Annotated in this window: 17 protein-coding genes; 12 read left to right on the top strand and 5 right to left on the bottom strand. The window is 68.4% G+C overall.

Annotated elements, in window-relative coordinates; all coding sequences use genetic code 11:
• Positions 1-38 precede the first annotated feature (38 nt).
• Positions 39-2,276 carry an NADP-dependent isocitrate dehydrogenase gene (locus NFC98_RS05390; RefSeq protein ID WP_254277101.1) on the bottom strand — a complete coding sequence of 746 codons (2,238 nt, stop codon included), beginning with the start codon at positions 2,274-2,276 and terminating at the stop codon, positions 39-41.
• Positions 2,277-2,567: 291 nt separating this feature from the next.
• Between NFC98_RS05390 and NFC98_RS05385 the strand changes: the two genes are divergently transcribed.
• From NFC98_RS05385 to NFC98_RS05345, 9 genes are all read left to right on the top strand, one after another.
• A complete protein-coding gene (locus NFC98_RS05385; protein ID WP_254277100.1) occupies positions 2,568-3,206 on the top strand; it encodes a pseudouridine synthase in 639 nt (212 codons plus the stop codon).
• Complete coding sequence (locus tag NFC98_RS05380; RefSeq protein WP_254277099.1) at positions 3,203-3,652, top strand: NUDIX domain-containing protein; 450 nt, start codon at positions 3,203-3,205, stop codon at positions 3,650-3,652. Before NFC98_RS05385 ends, NFC98_RS05380 begins: the two co-directional genes overlap by 4 nt.
• Positions 3,653-3,838: 186 nt before the next feature.
• The gene (gene mnmA / locus NFC98_RS05375) at positions 3,839-4,951 is read left to right on the top strand and encodes a tRNA 2-thiouridine(34) synthase MnmA (protein WP_254277098.1); all 1,113 of its coding nucleotides are present in this window, start codon (positions 3,839-3,841) and stop codon (positions 4,949-4,951) included.
• Positions 4,948-5,589 (top strand): high frequency lysogenization protein HflD, encoded by a 642-nt coding sequence (hflD, locus tag NFC98_RS05370; protein WP_254277097.1) that lies wholly within the window; start codon positions 4,948-4,950, stop codon positions 5,587-5,589. Before mnmA ends, hflD begins: the two co-directional genes overlap by 4 nt.
• 46 nt (positions 5,590-5,635) lie before the next feature.
• A complete protein-coding gene (gene purB, locus NFC98_RS05365; protein ID WP_254277784.1) occupies positions 5,636-7,000 on the top strand; it encodes an adenylosuccinate lyase in 1,365 nt (454 codons plus the stop codon).
• 2 nt (positions 7,001-7,002) lie between these two features.
• Positions 7,003-8,181, top strand: coding sequence for a cupin domain-containing protein (locus NFC98_RS05360; protein ID WP_254277096.1), 1,179 nt, complete (start codon positions 7,003-7,005; stop codon positions 8,179-8,181).
• A 158-nt stretch (positions 8,182-8,339) separates the two neighbouring features.
• Complete coding sequence (locus tag NFC98_RS05355; protein ID WP_254277095.1) at positions 8,340-8,774, top strand: GNAT family N-acetyltransferase; 435 nt, start codon at positions 8,340-8,342, stop codon at positions 8,772-8,774.
• A 327-nt stretch (positions 8,775-9,101) separates the two neighbouring features.
• Complete coding sequence (locus tag NFC98_RS05350) at positions 9,102-10,697, top strand: isocitrate lyase (RefSeq protein WP_254277094.1); 1,596 nt, start codon at positions 9,102-9,104, stop codon at positions 10,695-10,697.
• Positions 10,698-10,966: 269 nt separating this feature from the next.
• Positions 10,967-11,434 carry a glycine zipper 2TM domain-containing protein gene (locus NFC98_RS05345; RefSeq protein ID WP_254277093.1) on the top strand — a complete coding sequence of 156 codons (468 nt, stop codon included), beginning with the start codon at positions 10,967-10,969 and terminating at the stop codon, positions 11,432-11,434.
• Between the two features lie 150 nt (positions 11,435-11,584).
• Here the strand turns inward: NFC98_RS05345 and NFC98_RS05340 are convergent, their stop codons facing one another.
• Positions 11,585-11,866, bottom strand: a complete 282-nt coding sequence (locus tag NFC98_RS05340; protein ID WP_254277092.1) for a hypothetical protein — start codon at positions 11,864-11,866, stop codon at positions 11,585-11,587.
• 233 nt (positions 11,867-12,099) lie between these two features.
• Between NFC98_RS05340 and NFC98_RS05335 the strand changes: the two genes are divergently transcribed.
• Positions 12,100-12,582, top strand: coding sequence for a peptidylprolyl isomerase (locus tag NFC98_RS05335; protein ID WP_183330475.1), 483 nt, complete (start codon positions 12,100-12,102; stop codon positions 12,580-12,582).
• A gap of 104 nt (positions 12,583-12,686) precedes the next feature.
• Here the strand turns inward: NFC98_RS05335 and NFC98_RS05330 are convergent, their stop codons facing one another.
• Entirely contained in the window at positions 12,687-14,855 is a 2,169-nt protein-coding gene (locus NFC98_RS05330; protein ID WP_254277091.1) for an FAD-dependent oxidoreductase, read from the bottom strand.
• 153 nt (positions 14,856-15,008) lie between these two features.
• On the opposite strand from NFC98_RS05330, the gene msrA reads away from it, so the two are divergent.
• Complete coding sequence (gene msrA, locus NFC98_RS05325) at positions 15,009-15,656, top strand: peptide-methionine (S)-S-oxide reductase MsrA (protein ID WP_254277090.1); 648 nt, start codon at positions 15,009-15,011, stop codon at positions 15,654-15,656.
• On the opposite strand, the gene NFC98_RS05320 is transcribed toward msrA, so the two are convergent.
• Positions 15,630-16,829: an MFS transporter gene (locus NFC98_RS05320; RefSeq protein WP_254277089.1), complete on the bottom strand. Its 1,200-nt coding sequence runs from the start codon at positions 16,827-16,829 to the stop codon at positions 15,630-15,632. The two genes, msrA and NFC98_RS05320, sit on opposite strands and share 27 nt — an antisense overlap.
• Before the next feature lie 107 nt (positions 16,830-16,936).
• Between NFC98_RS05320 and NFC98_RS05315 the strand changes: the two genes are divergently transcribed.
• Positions 16,937-17,824 carry a LysR family transcriptional regulator gene (locus NFC98_RS05315; RefSeq protein WP_254277088.1) on the top strand — a complete coding sequence of 296 codons (888 nt, stop codon included), beginning with the start codon at positions 16,937-16,939 and terminating at the stop codon, positions 17,822-17,824.
• Positions 17,825-17,831: 7 nt separating this feature from the next.
• Here NFC98_RS05315 and NFC98_RS05310 read toward each other — a convergent pair whose 3' ends face one another.
• Positions 17,832-18,368, bottom strand: coding sequence for a C40 family peptidase (locus NFC98_RS05310; protein ID WP_254277783.1), 537 nt, complete (start codon positions 18,366-18,368; stop codon positions 17,832-17,834).
• Positions 18,369-18,466: the final 98 nt, after the last annotated feature.

Raw genomic sequence — 18,466 nt, 5'->3', positions numbered from 1 at the left:
TGCCCCTAGCGGGGGCAGATGCCCCGGAGTCGCTGGCCTCAGGCCTTGGCAACCAGCGCCAGCGCCTCATTCAGGGTCTTGCTGGGGCGCATGACCGAGCGGGCGAGCTCGGGGTCGGCATGGTAGTACCCCTTGAGGTCCACCGGCTGCCCCTGGACGCCATTCAGCTCCTCGAGGATGGTCGCCTCCTTGGCCACCAGGGTCTCGGCCAGCCGGGCGAAGCGCTCCTTGAGGCCGGGGTCCTTGTCCTGGGCAGCCAATGCCTCTGCCCAGTAGAGGGCCAGGTAGAAGTGGCTGCCGCGGTTGTCGATCTCGCCGACCTTGCGCGACGGCGACTTGTTCTCTTCCAGGAACCGGCCGGTGGCCTTGTCCAGCGCGTCGGCCATCAGGGCAGCGCGCTCGTTGTCGAAGGTCTTGGCGAGGTGCTCCAGGGAGGCGCACAGCGCCAGGAACTCGCCCAGGCTGTCCCAGCGCAGGTGGTTCTCCTCGAGCAGCTGCTGGACGTGCTTGGGCGCGGAACCGCCGGCGCCGGTCTCGAACAGGCCGCCACCCTCCATCAGGGGCACGATGGAGAGCATCTTGGCACTGGTGCCCAGTTCCAGGATCGGGAAGAGGTCGGTGAGGTAGTCACGCAGGATGTTGCCGGTCACCGAGATGGTGTCGAGGCCACGGATCACGCGCTCCAGGGTGTAGCGCATGGCGCGTACCTGGGACATGATCTGGATGTTGAGACCCTCGGTGTCGTGCTCCTCGAGGTAGGTGCGGACCTTCTTGATCAGCTCGTTCTCGTGGGGACGGTAGGGGTCGAGCCAGAAGACCGCCGGCATGCCGGAGTCGCGGCAGCGGTTCACGGCGAGCTTGACCCAGTCGCGGACCGGCGCGTCCTTGACCTGGCACATCCGCCAGATGTCACCCTCCTCGACGTTCTGGGTGAGCAGCACCTCGCCGGTGTCCAGGTCGGTGATGTTGGCCACACCGGCCTCGGGCACCTCGAAGGTCTTGTCATGGGAGCCGTACTCTTCCGCCTTCTGCGCCATCAGGCCGACGTTGGGCACGGTGCCCATGGTGGCCGGGTCGAAGGCGCCGTGCCACTTGCAAAAGTTGATCATCTCCTGGTAGATGCGGGCGAAGGTCGACTCCGGCATTACCGCCTTGACGTCCTTGAGGCGGCCGTCGGCGCCGTACATCTTGCCACCGGCGCGGATCATGGCCGGCATCGAGGCGTCGACGATCACGTCGCTGGGCGAGTGGAAGTTGGTGATCCCGCGTGCCGAGTCCACCATGGCCAGCTCCGGGCGCTCGTCGTGGCAGGCGTGCAGATCGCGGATGATCTCGTCACGCTGGCTCTCGGGCAGGGTGTCGATCTTCTCGTAGAGGTTGGCCATGCCGTTGTTGACATCGACCCCCAGCTCGTCGAACAGCTTGCCGTGCTTGGCGAAGGCCTCCTTGTAGAACATCCGCACGCAGTGGCCGAACACGATGGGGTGAGAGACCTTCATCATGGTCGCCTTGACGTGCAGGGAGAACATCACGCCGGTCTTGCGGGCATCCTCGATCTCGCGCTCGTAGAAGTCGAGCAGCGCCTTCTTGCTCATGAACATGCTGTCGATGATCTCGCCATCCTGGAGCTCGACCCGGGGCTTGAGCACCCGGGTCTCGCCGCTGGCGGTGATCAGCTCCATCTTCACGTTGCGGGCGCGATCCAGGGTCATCGACTTCTCGCCATGGTAGAAGTCGCCGCCATGCATGTGCGAGACGTGGGTGCGCGAGGCCTGGCTCCACTCGCCCATGTGGTGCGGGTACTTGCGGGCGTACTCCTTGACCGCCTTGGGGGCACGACGGTCGGAGTTGCCCTCGCGCAGCACCGGGTTGACGGCGCTGCCCTTGGTCCTGTCGTAGCGCGCCTTGATCTCACGTTCCTCGTCGCTGCTCGGCTCGTCCGGGTAATCCGGCAGGGGGTAGCCCTGTCCCTGCAGCTCCTTGATCGCCGCGCGCAGCTGCGGCATGGAGGCGCTGATGTTGGGCAGCTTGATGATGTTGGCCTCCGGCGTCTTGGCCAGGGCGCCCAGTTCGGCCAGGTGATCCTCGACGCGCTTGTCCTCGCCCAGGTAGTCGGGGAACTGGCAGAGGATCCGCGCCGCCAGGGAGATGTCGCGGGTTTCCACCTCGATGCCGGCGGCATCGGTGAAGGCGTCGATGATCGGCAGCAGCGAGTGGGTCGCCAGCGCAGGCGCTTCGTCGGTGAACGTGTAGATAATCTTCGGCGTTTTGGACATGGTTGCGTTGATCTCTCTGGTCGCTGCGACAGCAAGAAACGGGATCGCTGGCGCGCGCTGACGATGACTGGAACGGGGGACCCCGGAGTGCTCTCCCCATGTTGTGATCCGGCGGGGATGCGCGCGGCATCGCACCGGTGGCGGAGTCTCGGCAGGCCCCGTCAGGACGAAGCGCTCCCGGAGAGCGGGCGCATTATACCAGCCACCCCGACCGGGCGTATGCGCAATAAGGCTGACGCGCCGGACGGCTCCCCCCTGCCATCCCGCCCGGCTTGCCGGTAAGCTTGGCTAATGAGCATCCTCTACCTGCTGCACAAGCCCTATCGCATGCTGTCCCAGTTCACCGACCGTGAGGGCGGCGACAGGGGGCCGCGCGCCACCCTGGCCGATGTCATCGACGTGCCGGGCATCTACCCGGCGGGCCGTCTGGACCACGACTCCGAGGGCCTCCTGCTGCTCAGTGACGATGGCGAACTGATCCACCGCATCAGCCATCCGCGCCACAAGCAGCCCAAGACCTATCGCGTGCAGGTGGAGGGCACCCCCGATGACGCTGCCCTGCAGGCGCTGCGCGACGGCGTCGCGCTCAAGGACGGAATGACGAAACCGGCCAAGGTGCGCCGCCTCGCGACGAGCGGCCTGCCCGAGCGCGACCCGCCCGTGGACCCGAAGCGCCACCCGGTGACCACCTGGCTGGAGCTGACGATCGGCGAGGGGCGCAATCGCCAGGTCCGGCGCATGACCGCCCATGTGGGCCACCCCACCCTGCGCCTGGTGCGGGTGGCCATCGGCCCCTGGCGACTCGATGGCCTGGCCCCCGGCGAGTGGCGCCGCGAGACCCTGCATGCCCCGACCCCGTCGCGCCGCGGCGGGCCGGGCCGGGCGAGTGCCCGGCGACCGAAGACGGCCCCACGAGGAGGCAAGCGATGAACCGCTGGCAACCCTTTGTCACCGTGGCCTGCGTGGTGGAGCGCGCCGGCGCATTCCTGATGGTCGAGGAGAACCGCGGCGGCCCGCACACGCTCTTCAACCAGCCCGCCGGCCACTTGGAGCCCGGGGAGCGCATTCGAGACGCCGCCCTGCGCGAAGTGGAGGAGGAGACCGCCTGGCGGGTCGGCATCAGCGACTATCTCGGCATGTACGTCTACCAGGCACCGGACGGCAATACCTTCCACAGCCACGGCTTCCTCGGCATGGCGCTGGCGCACATGGGCAACGACCTGGACCCGGCGATCCACGCCGTGCACTGGCTGACCCTGGAGCAGATCGAGGCGCTGGATCGCGAAGGGCGACTGAGAAGCCCCCTGGTGCTGCGCCGCATCCGCGACGCCCGGGCCGGGCGCTTCTTCCCCATGGACGTGATTCACGAAAGGTAGGGACAAGGGACAAGGGACAAGGGACAAGGGACAAGCTGATTGTGCCACACGCCGGTAAGCCGATGAGGGCTTTTGCTTGGAACTCGCTCCTTGTGGCCTGCAGCTGGGTGAAGGCCTCTCGGCGCCCGGCACCATCTTCAGGTATAATCTTGCCCCATTTATGTCACACCGATTCCGAGGGCGCCCATGACCGCCACCCCAGGCAAGGTGATCGTCGGCATGTCCGGCGGCGTCGACTCCTCCGTGTCCGCCCTGCTGCTGCTCGAGCAGGGTTATCAGGTCGAAGGCCTGTTCATGAAGAACTGGGACGAGGACGACGGCACCGAGTACTGCACCGCCAAGGCCGACCTGGCCGACGCCGAGGCCGTCTGCGAGAAGCTCGGCATCCGGCTGCACACCGCCAACTTCGCTGCCGAGTACTGGGACAACGTCTTCGAGCACTTCCTCGCCGAGTACCAGGCCGGCCGTACGCCGAACCCTGACATCCTCTGCAACCGCGAGATCAAGTTCAAGGTGTTCCTGGAGTACGCCGAGATGCTCGGCGCCGAGAAGATCGCCACCGGCCACTACGTGCGTGCCGGCATCCGCCAGGGCCGCCCGCGGCTGCTCAAGGGGCTCGATGCCAACAAGGACCAGAGCTACTTCCTGCACGCCGTGCCCGAGGCGGCCATCGCCCGCACCCTCTTCCCGGTGGGCGAACTGGAGAAGCCCGAGGTGCGTGCCATCGCCGAGCGCCACGACCTGGTGACCGCCAGGAAGAAGGACTCGACCGGCATCTGCTTTATCGGCGAGCGTCGCTTCCGCGACTTTCTGCAGCAGTACCTGCCGGCCCAGCCAGGCGTGATCGAGACCCCGGAGGGCGAGGTGATCGGCGAGCACATGGGGCTGATGTACTACACCCTCGGCCAGCGCCAGGGCCTGGGCATCGGCGGGCTCGCCAACCATCCCGAGGAGCCCTGGTACGTTGCCGCCAAGGACCTCGAGCGCAACGTGCTGGTCGCCGTGCAGGGCAAGCACCACCCGCTGCTCTACACCGACAGCCTGGCCACCGAGGCCATGGACTGGGTGGCCGGCGAGCCGCCCGTCGCCACGGGGCGCTTTACCGCCAAGACCCGCTACCGCCAGGCCGACGTCCCCTGCCACATGCAGACCCGCGCCGATGGCGGCGTCGAGGTCCATTTCGATGATCCCCAGCGCGCCGTCACCCCCGGCCAGTCGCTGGTGCTCTACGACGGCGAGATCTGCCTGGGCGGCGGGGTGATCCGCGACACCTGGAACGCCGAGGAGCGTGCCGCATGACCGCCTCCACGCCGATCCACCGCATCCCCGACGACCCCACCACCCGCCAGGCTCTGGCCCTGGCCGGGGTCTTCCAGGCCGCCAGCCTGGTCGACGAGCTCGCCCGCACCGGGCAGGTCGACACCCGCGCCTGGGAGACGCTGATCCATGCCACCCTGGACACCAGCCCCGCGAGCTTCGAGGCGATCTACGGCGGCCACCCCAACAACCTGCGCCGCGGCCTCGACGTGCTCGAGGCGGTGGTGGGTCGCCAGCAGGCCAACCCCGTGGTGCTGCGCTACGGCTTCACGCTGCTGCTGCTGATGAACCAGCTGCGTACCAACGACGCCATGATGGACGACCTCGGCCAGCGGCTGGTGCGCATCCAGGGCCAGGCCGACCACTTCGGCGCCACCCACGAGAACGTCATCGCCAGCCTCGGCGAGGCCTACCAGGAGACGCTCTCGACGCTCAAGACCCGCATCATCGTGCAGGGCGACCCCTCGCTGCTGCAGAGCCGCATGATGCCCGAGCGGGTGCGGGCCATCCTGCTCGCCGGCATCCGCTTCGCCCTGCTGTGGCACCAGCAGGGCGGACGGCGCTGGAAGCTGATCTTCCAGCGCGGCGCCCTCAAGAGAACCCTGGACCAGCTCGCCTGACCCTTTCGCCAACGCCCCATCGAACCGGAACACGCCCATGCAAGCCCTGCCCCTCTCCGCCCTTACCGCCCTCTCCCCCGTCGACGGCCGCTACGGCAGCAAGGCCGAGGCCCTGCGCGAACACTTCAGCGAGTTCGGCCTGATCCGCGCCCGGGTGATCGTCGAGATCCGCTGGCTGCAGCGCCTCGCCGAGCTGGCCGGCATCATCGAGGTGCCGCCGCTCTCCGCCGAGGCCACCGCCTTCCTGGAGGCGATGATCCGCGACTTCTCGCTGGCCGACGCCGAGCGCATCAAGGAGATCGAGCGCACCACCAACCACGACGTCAAGGCGGTGGAGTACTTCATCAAGGAGAAGATCGCCGGCCAGCCCGAGCTGCACGCCATCACCGAGTTCGTGCACTTCGCCTGCACCAGCGAGGACATCAACAACCTCTCCCACGGCGTGATGCTGACCGACGGGCTGAAGAGCCTGCTGCCGGTGATGCACCGGGTGGCTGACGACATCGCCGCGCTGGCCCACGAGCACGCCGCCCTGCCGATGCTCTCCCGTACCCACGGCCAGACGGCGAGCCCCACCACGCTCGGCAAGGAGATGGCCAACGTCGCCTACCGCCTGCGTCGCCAGCTCAGGCTGATCGAGGGCGTCGAGATCCTGGGCAAGATCAACGGCGCGGTGGGCAACTACAATGCGCACCTGGCCACCTACCCGGAGGTGGACTGGGAAGGCAACGCCCGCACCTTCGTCGAGGGCCTGGGGCTGACCTTCAACCCCTACACCACCCAGATCGAGCCCCACGACTACATCGCGGAGCTGTTCGACGCCATCTGCCGCTTCAACACCATCCTCATCGACTTCGATCGCGACGTCTGGGGCTACATCTCGCTGGGCTACTTCAAGCAGAAGACCGTCGAGGGCGAGATCGGCTCCTCCACCATGCCCCACAAGGTCAACCCCATCGACTTCGAGAACTCCGAGGGCAACCTGGGCCTGGCCAATGCCATCCTCGGCCACCTGGCCCAGAAGCTGCCGATCTCCCGCTGGCAGCGCGACCTCACCGACTCCACGGTGCTGCGCAACCTGGGCGTCGGCCTGGCCTACGGCCTGATCGCCTACGAGGCCTCGCTCAAGGGCATCGGCAAGCTCGAGGCCAACCCGACGCGCATCGCCGAGGACCTCGACGCCAGCTGGGAGGTGCTCGCCGAGCCGATCCAGACGGTGATGCGCCGCTACGGCATCGAGAAGCCCTACGAGAAGCTCAAGGAGCTGACCCGCGGCAAGCGCATCGACCAGGCCGGCTTCGCCGCCTTCATCGATACGCTCGAGCTGCCGGACGCGGTCAAGACCGACCTGAAGGCATTGAGCCCGGCGACCTATATCGGCAACGCCGAGGCCCAGGCAAAGAGGCTCTGACCATGTCTTCCGAAACCCCGCTGCCCATGCTGGGCGGCCTGACCGCCGCCGAGTTCCTGCGCGACTACTGGCAGCAGAAGCCTCTGCTGATCCGCGGCGCCCTGGCCGACTTCGAATGCCCGCTGGACCCCGACGAGCTGGCGGGGCTCGCCTGCGAGGAGGGCGTCGAGGCTCGCCTCGTCGAAGAGCAGGGTGCCGAGGGCCCCTGGCAGGTCCGCCACGGCCCCTTCGACGAGCGCACCTTCGCCCGGCTGCCCGAGCGGGACTGGACCCTGCTGGTGCAGGCCGTGGACCACTACGTGCCCGAGGTGGCCGAGCTGCTCGAAGCCTTCGACTTCCTGCCCCGCTGGCGGCTCGACGACATCATGATCAGCTACGCCCCGCCGGGCGGCAGCGTCGGCCCCCACGTCGACCAGTACGACGTCTTCCTGCTGCAGGGCAGCGGGCAGCGCCGCTGGCAGCTGGGCGGCCGGGTGGGTGACGATGCCCCGATCCTTGCCGGCATTGACCTGCGAATCCTCGAGCGCTTCACGGTGGAGGATGGCGACGACTGGGTGCTCGAGCCCGGCGATATGCTCTATCTGCCCCCCGGCTGGGCCCACCACGGCGTCAGCCAGTCCGACGACTGCCTGACCCTCTCGGTGGGCTTCCGTGCCCCCTCAGCCGACGAGGCGATCACCTCCTTCGCCGACTACCTGGGCGAGCAGCTGCCCGCCTCGAGGCGCTACGCCGACGCCGGCATGGCCCCGCCGGCGGACCCGGCCGAGCTGGACGACGCCGCCCTCGCGCGCATGCGTTCCCTGATCCTCGAGACCCTCGACGACCCGGCCCAGCTGGCCCAGTGGTTCGGCCGGGTGATGACCCAGCCCAAGTACGTCGACCAGCTGGTACCCAGCGAGACGCCCACCGCCCCCGACGCGCTTGTCGTGGCACTACAGGATGGCGCCGAGCTGATCAGAAGCCCCGGCTCCCGCTTCGCCTGGCGGGCCCTGGACGACGAGCAAGCCACGCTGTTTGCCGACGGCGACGGCGCCACCTGCGCCCTGGCGCTGGCCCGGCACCTGGCCTCCGACGCCCCGCTGGACGCCGAGGCGCTGGCCCTGCCCGGGGCCGCCGAGCTGCTGGCCGCCCTGCTGGATGCCGGCAGCCTGAACTGGGCCGATGACGAGTGTGAGGAATAGGCGCGAGGGGCGCCAGGGGCAGGCCAAAGAGGAGGTCTTTTGCCAGGGAAGGCAAAAGTAGCTTACAGGGATGTATTTACAGCGCCTCCTCGACGGTCAGGCGCTCCGGGGCCTGCCGCTGGATCAGCCCCGAGAAAAAGAAAGCCGAGAGGTAAGCGATGACAAAAGCGCTGGAGATCCGCGAGGGGAGCTGGGTGGCGCTGGGGCCCGAGGCGTCGGAGATCCGCCGGGTGGTCTTCATCGAGGAGCAGCGCGTGCCCCGCGAGGAGGAGTGGGACGGCCGGGACGACGACTGCCACCACTTCCTCGCCCTGCTGGAGGGCCGGCCGGTGGGCACCGCCCGCCTGCTCCCCGATGCCCATATCGGCCGGGTCGCCGTGCTTGCCGAGGCCCGCGGCCGAGGGATCGGCGCGGCGCTGATGGTAGCCGCCATCGACGCCGCCTACCGCCTGGGCCACCCGGCGGTGGAGCTGGCCGCCCAGACCCACGCCCTGGCCTTCTACGCGCGGCTCGGCTTCACGGCCTTCGGAGATGAATTCCTGGACGCCGGCATTCCGCATCGCAACATGCGCCTCTCCCTGGCCGGCCGCTGAGCCGGCAACCCACCCTTCAAACGAAAAACGACTACAGGATGGCGACCCCAGGTGCCATCCTGTAGTCGAGTTACAACCCCTCCTCCCCCAAAGAGCCCATTGTTGAAGCGCGCAGCCATGGGCCATAGTGCTTGCCAAGGCGAAAGACAAAACGACTGTTTGGCCTGGCCCGCCGGCCTCACTCATACATTCGTTTCAAATTCGCCAGGGTTCGACCAAGGCAGCAGAGACAAGCGTCCCGCAATGGTCGAACCTGAGCTCACTTCGCAGGTGCAGCATAAATCGCCACCGGCAAGCAATCGAACAGACCCGAGGGAGGATGGCTCCATGTCATACAAAGACGATATCAAGGCAGTGGCTCAACTGCGCGAGGCCATGCAGGGCAAGTGGGCCGACATCAGCCCCGAGAACGTCGCCCGCATGCGTGCCCAGAATCGCTTCAAGACCGGCCTGGACATTGCCAAGTACACCGCCAGGATCATGCGCGAGGACATGGCCGCCTACGACGCCGACACGGCCCAGTACACCCAGTCGCTGGGTTGCTGGCACGGCTTCATCGGCCAGCAGAAGCTGATCTCCATCAAGAAGCACTTCGGCACCACCAAGCGCCGCTACCTCTACCTCTCCGGCTGGATGGTCGCCGCCCTGCGCTCCGAGTTCGGCCCGCTGCCCGACCAGTCCATGCACGAGAAGACCACCGTGCCTAGCCTGATCGAGGAGCTCTACACCTTCCTGCGCCAGGCCGATGCCTGGGAGCTCAACCACCTGTTCCGCGACCTGGAAGAGGCCAACGAGGCCGGTGACAGCGCCCGTGCCGAGGAGCTGATCGCCAGGATCGACAACCACGAGACCCACGTGGTGCCGATCATCGCCGACATCGACGCCGGTTTCGGCAACGCCGAGGCCACCTACCTGCTGGCCAAGAAGATGATCGAAGCGGGTGCCTGCTGCATCCAGCTCGAGAACCAGGTCTCCGACGAGAAGCAGTGCGGCCACCAGGACGGCAAGGTCACCGTGCCCCATGAGGACTTCCTGGCCAAGATCAATGCCGTGCGCTACGCCTTTCTGGAACTGGGCGTCGACGACGGGGTCATCGTGGCCCGCACCGACTCCCTGGGTGCCGGCCTGACCCAGAAGATCGCCGTGACCAACGAGCCAGGCGACCTGGGCGACCAGTACAACAGCTTCCTCGACGGCGATGAGATCGACAGCGCCTCCGACATCGACAACGGCGACGTGGTCATCAAGCAGAACGGCAAGCTGGTCAAGGTCAAGCGCCTGGCCTCCGGCCTCTACCAGTTCAAGCCGGGCACCGGCGAGGACCGCGTGGTGCTGGACTGCATCACCAGCCTGCAGAACGGCGCCGACCTGCTGTGGATCGAGACCGAGAAGCCCCACGTCGGCCAGATCGCCGCCATGGTCAACCGCATCCGCGAGGTCTGCCCGGACGCCAAGCTGGTCTACAACAACTCGCCCTCCTTCAACTGGACCCTCAACTTCCGCCAGCAGGTGTTCGACGCCTGGGAGAAGGAAGGCAAGGATGTCTCCGCCTACGACCGCGCCAAGCTGATGAGCGCCGAGTACGACGACACCGAGCTGGGCCAACTGGCCGACGAGTGGACCCGCAACTTCCAGCGCGACGGTGCTCGCGAGGCCGGGATCTTCCACCACCTGATCACCCTGCCGACCTACCACACGGCGGCCCTGTCCACCGACAACCTGGCCAAGGGCTACTTCGGCGACGAGGGCATGCTGGCCTACGTGGCAGGCGTCCAGCGCCGCGAGATCCGCGAGGGCATCGCCACCGTCAAGCACCAGGACATGGCCGGCTCCAACATCGGCGACGACCACAAGGAGTTCTTCCACGGCGAAGCGGCCCTCAAGGCCGGCGGCAAGGACAACACCATGAACCAGTTCGGCTGAGCCGACGGATGGTGACACGGTAGAATGACTGGAACCCTTGGGGAGGCTTGCGCCTCCCCTTTTTTATGGCCGGCCGATTTTGCACATTGTTTGGTCGCTTTGCCGGCTAGAATAAGCAGCACGACTCCCGCGTCGACTGGTCAAACCCTCGACAGCTGGGTAGAATTCCATTACCAAACAGTGTTCACGAACCTGCCAATCCAGGACAGGATGTCACCGGGCCGCGCACTGACACAGGCTGCCCCGCAGAACGCCTCAGGAGGTCATGCATGAAACGTCTTCTTCCCGTCATCGCCCTCGGCGCCCTCAGCCTGGCCGGCTGCGCCAACACCGCCTCCATGGGGGGCAACGTCTACAGCGGCAGCCAGGTGGGCGCCGAGCAGACCGTGCGCTTCGGCACCATCCAGGCCCTGCGCCAGGTACAGGTCGAGGCCGACAGCCGTGCCGGGGGCATCATCGGCACGGGTGGCGGCGCGGTCATCGGTGGCCTGCTCGGTCGCCAGGTGGGCGGCGGCACGGGTCGTGACCTGGCCACCGCGGCCGGCGTGATCGGTGGCGCCGTGGCCGGCAGCCGCATCGAGGAGTCCACCAACCGCGTCCGCGCCTGGGAGATGGAGATCCGCCGCGACGACGGCATGAACATCGTCGTCGTGCAGAAGGCCGACCAGGCCTTCCAGGTGGGCCAGCGCGTTCGGCTGATCGGCAGCGGGTCCAACATCACCGTGGCCCCCTACTGATCCACGGCCAGCCGCCCCGTCGGGGCGGCTCCTGTCAGGCCAGGAGAGCCCCACACGAAGGCAGGCCCGCGGATCGCTCCGCGGGCCTGCCTTCGTGTGGGGCCGTCCTGCTGGCCGGCGGCCGGCATCGCGCCGACCGCCCGGGGCAACTCAGTGAAGATCGACCTTGTTCATGGCCCAGCCGGCCAGCTTGGCACCGACCAGGCCCAGCACGGCGATCACGATCACGGTCAGCAGGATGTCCACCGGACGCACCAGGGTGGTGGCGCCAAGGATGGCCAGTGCCAGGCTCCAGACGATGGCGTTGTCACCGTGGCTCTTCATCGCCTCGGGCAGCACCTTGTCCAGGGACGGGCTGACCGATTCCCAGCGCTTGAGAGAGAGAACGAGGATCACGGCAAAGGCGATCAGCCAGATCACGAGTTGAGTCATGGGCAGTCTCCACAGAGGGAAGGAAGGGATGTGCGAAAAAGGGTGCCCGCTAGGTTATCCCCGGCCGGAGGGTGGCGCAACCGTCCAAAGGTCACGCGCAAAGGCCCGGGGCGGGGCGTGAACACGCTTCAGGATGGGCCCCTCGATCCTGAAAATCCGCCATGCCCCTGACAGCCCCCCGCCCGACGCGTTACCATGCGCGGGACATGCACCCACCGAAAGGTTTCTCCCTAATGCAGATTGCGCAGAATTCCGTTGTCGCGTTCCACTACACCCTGACCAACAACGCAGGTGAGGTGCTGGACAGCTCGGAAGGCCGCGAGCCGCTGACCTACCTCCACGGCGCAGGCAACATCATTCCGGGCCTCGAGAAGGAGCTTGAGGGTCGCGCCGCCGGCGACAAGCTCACCGCCACCATCGAGCCGAGCGACGGCTATGGTGAGAAGCAGGACCAGCTGGTGCAGGAAGTGCCGCGCGATGCCTTCCAGGGCGTCGAGAGCGTGGAGCCGGGCATGCAGTTCCAGGCCCAGACCCAGGGCGGCCCGCTGATGGTCACCGTGACCAGCGTGGAAGGCGACACCGTCACTGTCGACGGCAACCACCCGCTGGCCGGCCAGACCCTGAACTTCGACGTCGAGATCGCCTCGGTGCGCGAAGCCAGCCAGGAAGAGATCGAGCACGGCCACGTGCACGGCGAGGGCGGCCACCAGCACTGAGCTGGGCCCAGCGCCATGGCCCCGGCACCCCGGGGTCCTGATACGAAAGGGGCAGCCACCGGCTGCCCCTTTCGCGTTTCCGGCGGTCGCGTGCGGTCGAGGAGTCAGCCGCGCCGCCAGCGGAAGTAGCGCTCCAGCCAGCCCAGCAGCCGTTCGGGCTTGTGGGCATTCTTCCAGACCCCCGCCGTGGCCTTCACCGCCTCGCTGCGGGTGGGATAGGGATGGATGGTGCCCAGCAGCTTGTTGAGCCCGATGCCGTGGGTCATGGCCAGGGTGAACTCGGCGAGCATCTCTCCCGCCCCCTCGCCGACGATGGTCGCCCCGAGCAGGCGGTCGCGGCCGGGCACCGTCAGGACCTTGATGAACCCCTCGGTCTCGCCCTCGGCGATGGCCCGGTCCAGCTCGGCCAGTTCATAGCGCGTCACTTCGAAGGCCACTCCCCGCTCCCGGGCCTCGCGCTCGTTGAGCCCCACCCGGGCCACCTCGGGGTCGGTGAAGGTCACCGCCGGCAGGGCCCGATAGCTCACCCGGAAGCGCTTGAACTCGCCGAACAGGGCGTTGACCGTGGCGTGCCAGGCCTGGTGAGCGCTGGCGTGGGTGAGCTGGTAGGGGCCCGCCACGTCTCCGCAGGCCCAGACGTTGGGCAGCACGCTCTGCAGGCTCTCGTCCACCGCCAGGGTGCCGTCGCCGCGGGTCTCCACGCCCAGCGCCTCGAGCCCCATGCCGGAGACGTTGGCCTGACGCCCCACCGCCACCAGCAGGTGGGAGAAGGGCAGGCTGTCACGCCGCTCCTCCCCCCCGGGGGCGGTCCGCTCGACCTCCAGGGCGTGGCCGCCGTCTTCCCCGGCCACCACGCCAAGCGCCCGGGTACCGAGATGCAGCTCCACGCCCTCCTCGCCGAGGCGCCGGGCGACCTCGGCCGCGACCTCGGGATCCTCGCGGGGCAGCAGCTGCCCGCCCATCTCGACCAGGGCCACGCGGCTGCCCAGGCGGGCGAACGCCTGGCCCAGCTCGCAGCCGATGGGCCCACCGCCCAGCACCAGCAGCCGCTCGGGAAGCGCCTCCAGCCGCCAGAGGTTGTCGGAGGTCAGCACCTCGATGGCCTCGAGCCCGGGCAGCGGCGGCACCCGCGGCCGCGCCCCGCTGGCGATGATCACATGGCGGGTGGTCACCACCCGTGAGGCGCCGGACTCATCGGTCACCCGCACCCGCCAGGGATCCTCGAGGCGGGCCTCCCCGGCCATCACCGTCACGCCCAGCCCCTCGTAGCGCTCGCGGCTGTCGTGGGGCTCGATGTCCTGGACGGCACGCTGTACATGGCCCATCACCGCCGGAAAGTCGATCTTCGGCTCCCCTGCCTGCACGCCGAAACGCCCGGCACCACGCACCTCGCTGGCCAGCCGCGCGGCACGGATCAGGGCCTTGGAGGGTACGCAGCCGGTGTTGAGGCAGTCGCCCCCCAGCCGGTCGCGCTCCACCAGCGCTACCCTGGCCTTGACCGCCGCGGCGATGTAGCTCGCCACCAGCCCCGCCGAACCGCCACCGATCACCACGATGTCGTGATCGAAGCGTGCGGGACGCGCGAACCGCACCGCCAGGCGCCGTCGCTTGGCCAGCACCACCCCGCCGCGGGCCAGCCACGGGAACAGGCCGATCAGCGCGAAGGAGCCGATCAGGCCCGGCGAGAGGATGCCCGAGAGCGACTCGAGGCTGCCCAGCTCACGTCCGGCGTTCACGAACACCGCCGTGCCGGGCAGCATGCCGAGCTGGCTGACCCAGTAGAAGGTCCACAGCCGCATGCGGGTCAGGCCCATGACCAGGTTGATCACGAAGAAGGGGAAGAGCGGGATCAGCCGCAGCGTGAAGAGGTAGAAGGCCCCCTCCCGGGCGATACCGGCATTGATCCGCGCCAGCTGTGGCGCGAAGCGACGCTCCAGCGGCTCGCGGGCCAGGGTGCGGGCGATCAGCGCGGCCAGGGTGGCCCCCAGGGCACTGGCGAAGGAGATGATCAGCAGGCCCCAGCCGAGGCCGAACAGGGCGCCCCCCAGCACGGTGAGCAGGGTCGCGCCGGGCAGCGAGACCGCCGCCATGAGCACGTATATCAGGAAGAAGCCACCGGCGACGACCAGCGGCTCGGCGGCCAGCCAGGCCCTGAAACGGGCCTGTTCGGCCTGCAGGGCCTGGAGGGTCAGGGCATCGTGGGCCCCACTGAGGAACCAGGCCGCGATGGCCAGGGCGATCAGGGCCGCGAGGATCAGGCGACGTCGGGTCAAGGGAAGGCTCCTGGGGTGGCTGGCGGAAGGCATCGCGATTCTGTCGTCCCGCGACGCGATGCCTTACAGGGAATACACTTCAACAGGAGTTGTACGGAACCCTGGTTCAGTGACAGCCTCCAATCTATCACCCCTGAACGACGGAGCCACCCCATGCCCTTCCCTTCCCTGCCCGCCCCCCGCTGGTCCGCCCTGCTCGGCCTGCCCCTGTCGCTCGGCCTGGCCGGCCAGAGCCTTGCCGAGGCCCCTCCGGCCAGTGCCGTCTTCGCCGGCGGCTGCTTCTGGTGCGTCGAGGAGGCCTTCGACCAGGTCGACGGCGTGCTCTCTACCACCTCCGGCTTCAGCGGCGGCCACGTCGAGAACCCCAGCTACAATCAGGTGGTGGCCGGCGGTACGGGCCATGCCGAGGTGGTCCAGGTGGAGTATGACCCGAGCGTGGTCGACTACGCGGCCCTGCTGCACGTGTTCTGGCGCAACATCGACCCCTTCGCCGTGGACCGCCAGTTCTGTGACGCCGGCGAGCCCTACCGCAGCGCGATCTTTCCCATGAACGACGAGGAGCGCCGCCTCGCCGAGGCCAGCCTCGAGGCCCTCACCGAGCGTTTCGGCCGCGAGATTGCCACCGAGATCAACGACTTCGAGGCCTTCTACCCCGCCGAGGAGTACCACCAGGACTACTATCGCAAGAACCCGGTTCGCTACAACTTCTACAAGTCCGCCTGCCGCCGCGTGGAGCGCCTCGAGGAGGTGTGGGGCGACGAGGCCGGCGGCCTGTCAGGCGACCTGGCCGCGGCGCGCTGAGCCCTCGCGGCGCCACAGCCAGGTCGCGATCCCCAGGGTGATGCCCAGCACCAGCCAGGAGCCCACGACCACGCCGCGCCAGGCGCCCAGCTGCCAGAAGGGCTCCAGCCACAGCCCCCCCAGGCTGGCACCGCCATAGTAGAACACCAGGTAGAGCGCCGAGGCGCTGCCTCGCGCCTGCCGGGCATTGCGCCCTACCCAGCTCGAGGCCATGGCGTGGGCCAGGAAGAAGCCGAAGGCGTTGATGGTCAGTCCGAGCAGGATCACCGGCAGGCTGTCGATCAGGGTCACCAGGGTGCCCCCCATGAGGATCGCGATCCCCGTCATCATGCAGGCCGGTGCCGACAGGTGTCGCACCAGGCGGCCCGAGAGCGAGGACCCCAGGGTGCCCCCCAGGTAGGTGAGGAAGATCAGCCCCAGCAGCCTGGCCCCCAGCCCGAAAGGCGCCTCGGCCAGGCGGAAGGTGATGTAGCTGTACTGGTTGATGAAGATCAGGAAGTTGAGGCCTCCCAGCAGGTAAGCCGCCAGCAGCAGCGGGTTGCGCAGGTGGGCGACCAGGTCGGCCACGGCACCGCCCAGCGCGAAGCGGCGCGGCCGGAACCGCCGCGCCGGCGGCAGCAGCCGCCAGAAGACCGCGACCCCGGCTAGGGTGATCAGTCCCACCGCCAGGAAGCTGGCAGAACTGCCGGCGACCTCCCCCACCGCACCGCCCACCACCCGGCCGCTGATGCCGCCCAGGGTATTGGCGCCGATGTAGAGCCCCACCGCGGCCATCATGGCGTCCGGTTCGAACTCATCGCCCATCCAGGCGATCGCCACCGCCGGCAGCCCCCCGAGCACGAAGCCCTGCAGCGTGCGCAGCAGCAGTAGGCTCTCGAAGTTGGGCGCCAGGGCCAGGGCCAGCGAGAGGACGCCGGCCGCCAGCAGCGTCAGGCGCATGATACGGTCGCGGCCGATGGCGTCCGAGAGCGGCCCGAAGACCAGCAGCGAGGCCGCCAGCGCCAGGGTCGAGACCGACATCACCAGGCCGGCCACCAGGGTGGAGACCCCGTAGACATCGCGCAGGTCGGGCAGCAGCGGCTGGGGCGCATAGAGGTTCAGGAACACCAGCAGGGAACCCAGGCTGAGGGCCAGGGTGGCGCGCCACCAGGCGCGGGTTCGGGTCTCGATCATGGCTACCGCGGGGTCAGGGAGAACGGGCGACCATGATCGCCGCGGCGACATGATAAGACAAACAGAATAAAATGATGACATCCATCACTTGAGCAGATAGGTGTGCCATGTCGCTGCCGTTCGACCTCCGCGCCCTGGGCGTCTTCCTGGCCGTCGCCGAGCATGGCGGCTTCAGCGCCGCGGCCCGCGAGCTGCACGTGGCCCAGTCCGCGGTCAGCCAGACCATCGCCACCCTCGAGAAGCGCCTGGAGCTGACCCTCTTCCACCGGCACGAGCGGCGCATCGCCCTGACGCCCGAGGGCGAGACCCTGCGGCACCATGCCCGCGAACTGATGGAGCGCGCCGAGGCGACGCACCTGGCGATGCGCGAGCTCCACGGCCTGGTCAAGGGCGAGGTGCGCATCGGGATTCCCTCGATGCTCGGCTCCTACTACTTCCCGCCGCTGCTGATGGGGTTCAAGGCCCGCCACCCCGGCATCCGGCTGACCGTGGTGGAGGCCGGTGCTCGGCGGCTGCAGCGGATGATCGCGGCCGGCGAGCTGGACCTGGGGGTGGTGATCGATGACGAGGCCAGCCACCCGCTGGAGCGGCGGCGGCTGGTACGCGAGGAGATGGTGGTCTGCGTCCCGGAGGGGCACCCCTTCGCTCGGCTCGACCGGGTGAGCCCCGAGGCCTTCTTCCGCGAACCGCTGGTGCTCTTCCAGGACGGCTACTTCCACCGCGAGTTCGTCGATGCCCTGTCGCGGCGGACCGGCCTGGCGGCCAACATCGCCTTCCAGTCGAACCTGATCCCGCTGACCAAGGCGATCGTGCGGCAGGGGTTCGGGATCACCACCTTCCTGCGCCGGGTGGTGGACGAGCCGGCGCTGGTGGCCGTGTCGCTGGACCCGCCGGCCTGGCTGGACCTGTCGCTGGCCTGGGGCCGGGGCGCCTACCTGTCGCGGGCCGAACAGGCCTTCGTGGACTTCGTGCTGGCGCACCGCGAGGCGCTCTAGGCGGCCCTCAGCCTTCGCCGGAGGCCAGCACGCGCTGGGCCAGGGTGGTGGGCTCCAGGGTGCGCCTGGCCTGCCAGAAGTGGCGCTGCCAGTAGCGATTGTCGAGTTCGGAGATCATCACCCCGCGCGAGGTGGAGGCGTGGAAGAAGCGCCCTTCGCCGAGGTAGATCCCGACGTGGTCGTAGCGGCCCGGCGGGCGGAAGAACACCAGGTCGCCGGGCTGCAGCGCGTCGCGCTCGATGGGCATGCCCTGGTGGACCTGCTCGCCGGTGGAGCGTGGCAGCTCGACCCGGAAGGTATCGTTGAAGACATGCTGGACCAGCGCCGAGCAGTCGATCCCCTGGCGGGAGGTGCCCCCCAGGCGATAGGGCGTCCCCACCCAGCGCTCGTGCTGGGCGAGCAGGGCCTGCTGGACCAGCGCCGGCGGCGGGTTGGCGAGGCTGCGCGCCTCCAGAATGGGGTTGTCCACCCGGGACATCATGGGGTCCCAGCCCCCCGGCAGGCCGGGCAGCTGCCGGGAGAAATAGTCATCGCCGGACGCCAGGGAAGCACTCTCCTGGGGGGCGGTGGCACAGCCGGCCAGCAGGGCCAGCGGGACGGAGACCAACAGGGCACGACACGTACGCGCGACAACCATCCTTG

Origin of the sequence: Halomonas sp. 3H (assembly GCF_024206005.1) — a bacterium.
In the GTDB taxonomy this organism is placed as follows: domain Bacteria; phylum Pseudomonadota; class Gammaproteobacteria; order Pseudomonadales; family Halomonadaceae; genus Halomonas; species Halomonas campaniensis.
The sequence above is the reverse complement of the archived record's forward strand: the minus strand, read 5'-3'. Positions and strand labels throughout refer to the sequence as shown.

What these genes read in the sequence shown, in the direction of transcription:
- NFC98_RS05345 (WP_254277093.1), top strand. Translation starts at nt 10,967, where the DNA reads ATGAAACGTCTTCTTCCCGTCATCGCCCTCGGCGCCCTCAGCCTGGCC.
- NFC98_RS05380 (WP_254277099.1), top strand. Translation starts at nt 3,203, where the DNA reads ATGAACCGCTGGCAACCCTTTGTCACCGTGGCCTGCGTGGTGGAGCGC.
- NFC98_RS05340 (WP_254277092.1), bottom strand. Translation starts at nt 11,866, where the DNA reads ATGACTCAACTCGTGATCTGGCTGATCGCCTTTGCCGTGATCCTCGTT.
- mnmA (WP_254277098.1), top strand. Translation starts at nt 3,839, where the DNA reads ATGACCGCCACCCCAGGCAAGGTGATCGTCGGCATGTCCGGCGGCGTC.
- NFC98_RS05390 (WP_254277101.1), bottom strand. Translation starts at nt 2,276, where the DNA reads ATGTCCAAAACGCCGAAGATTATCTACACGTTCACCGACGAAGCGCCT.
- NFC98_RS05355 (WP_254277095.1), top strand. Translation starts at nt 8,340, where the DNA reads ATGACAAAAGCGCTGGAGATCCGCGAGGGGAGCTGGGTGGCGCTGGGG.
- NFC98_RS05350 (WP_254277094.1), top strand. Translation starts at nt 9,102, where the DNA reads ATGTCATACAAAGACGATATCAAGGCAGTGGCTCAACTGCGCGAGGCC.
- NFC98_RS05320 (WP_254277089.1), bottom strand. Translation starts at nt 16,829, where the DNA reads ATGATCGAGACCCGAACCCGCGCCTGGTGGCGCGCCACCCTGGCCCTC.
- hflD (WP_254277097.1), top strand. Translation starts at nt 4,948, where the DNA reads ATGACCGCCTCCACGCCGATCCACCGCATCCCCGACGACCCCACCACC.
- NFC98_RS05360 (WP_254277096.1), top strand. Translation starts at nt 7,003, where the DNA reads ATGTCTTCCGAAACCCCGCTGCCCATGCTGGGCGGCCTGACCGCCGCC.
- NFC98_RS05335 (WP_183330475.1), top strand. Translation starts at nt 12,100, where the DNA reads ATGCAGATTGCGCAGAATTCCGTTGTCGCGTTCCACTACACCCTGACC.
- NFC98_RS05315 (WP_254277088.1), top strand. Translation starts at nt 16,937, where the DNA reads ATGTCGCTGCCGTTCGACCTCCGCGCCCTGGGCGTCTTCCTGGCCGTC.
- NFC98_RS05385 (WP_254277100.1), top strand. Translation starts at nt 2,568, where the DNA reads ATGAGCATCCTCTACCTGCTGCACAAGCCCTATCGCATGCTGTCCCAG.
- msrA (WP_254277090.1), top strand. Translation starts at nt 15,009, where the DNA reads ATGCCCTTCCCTTCCCTGCCCGCCCCCCGCTGGTCCGCCCTGCTCGGC.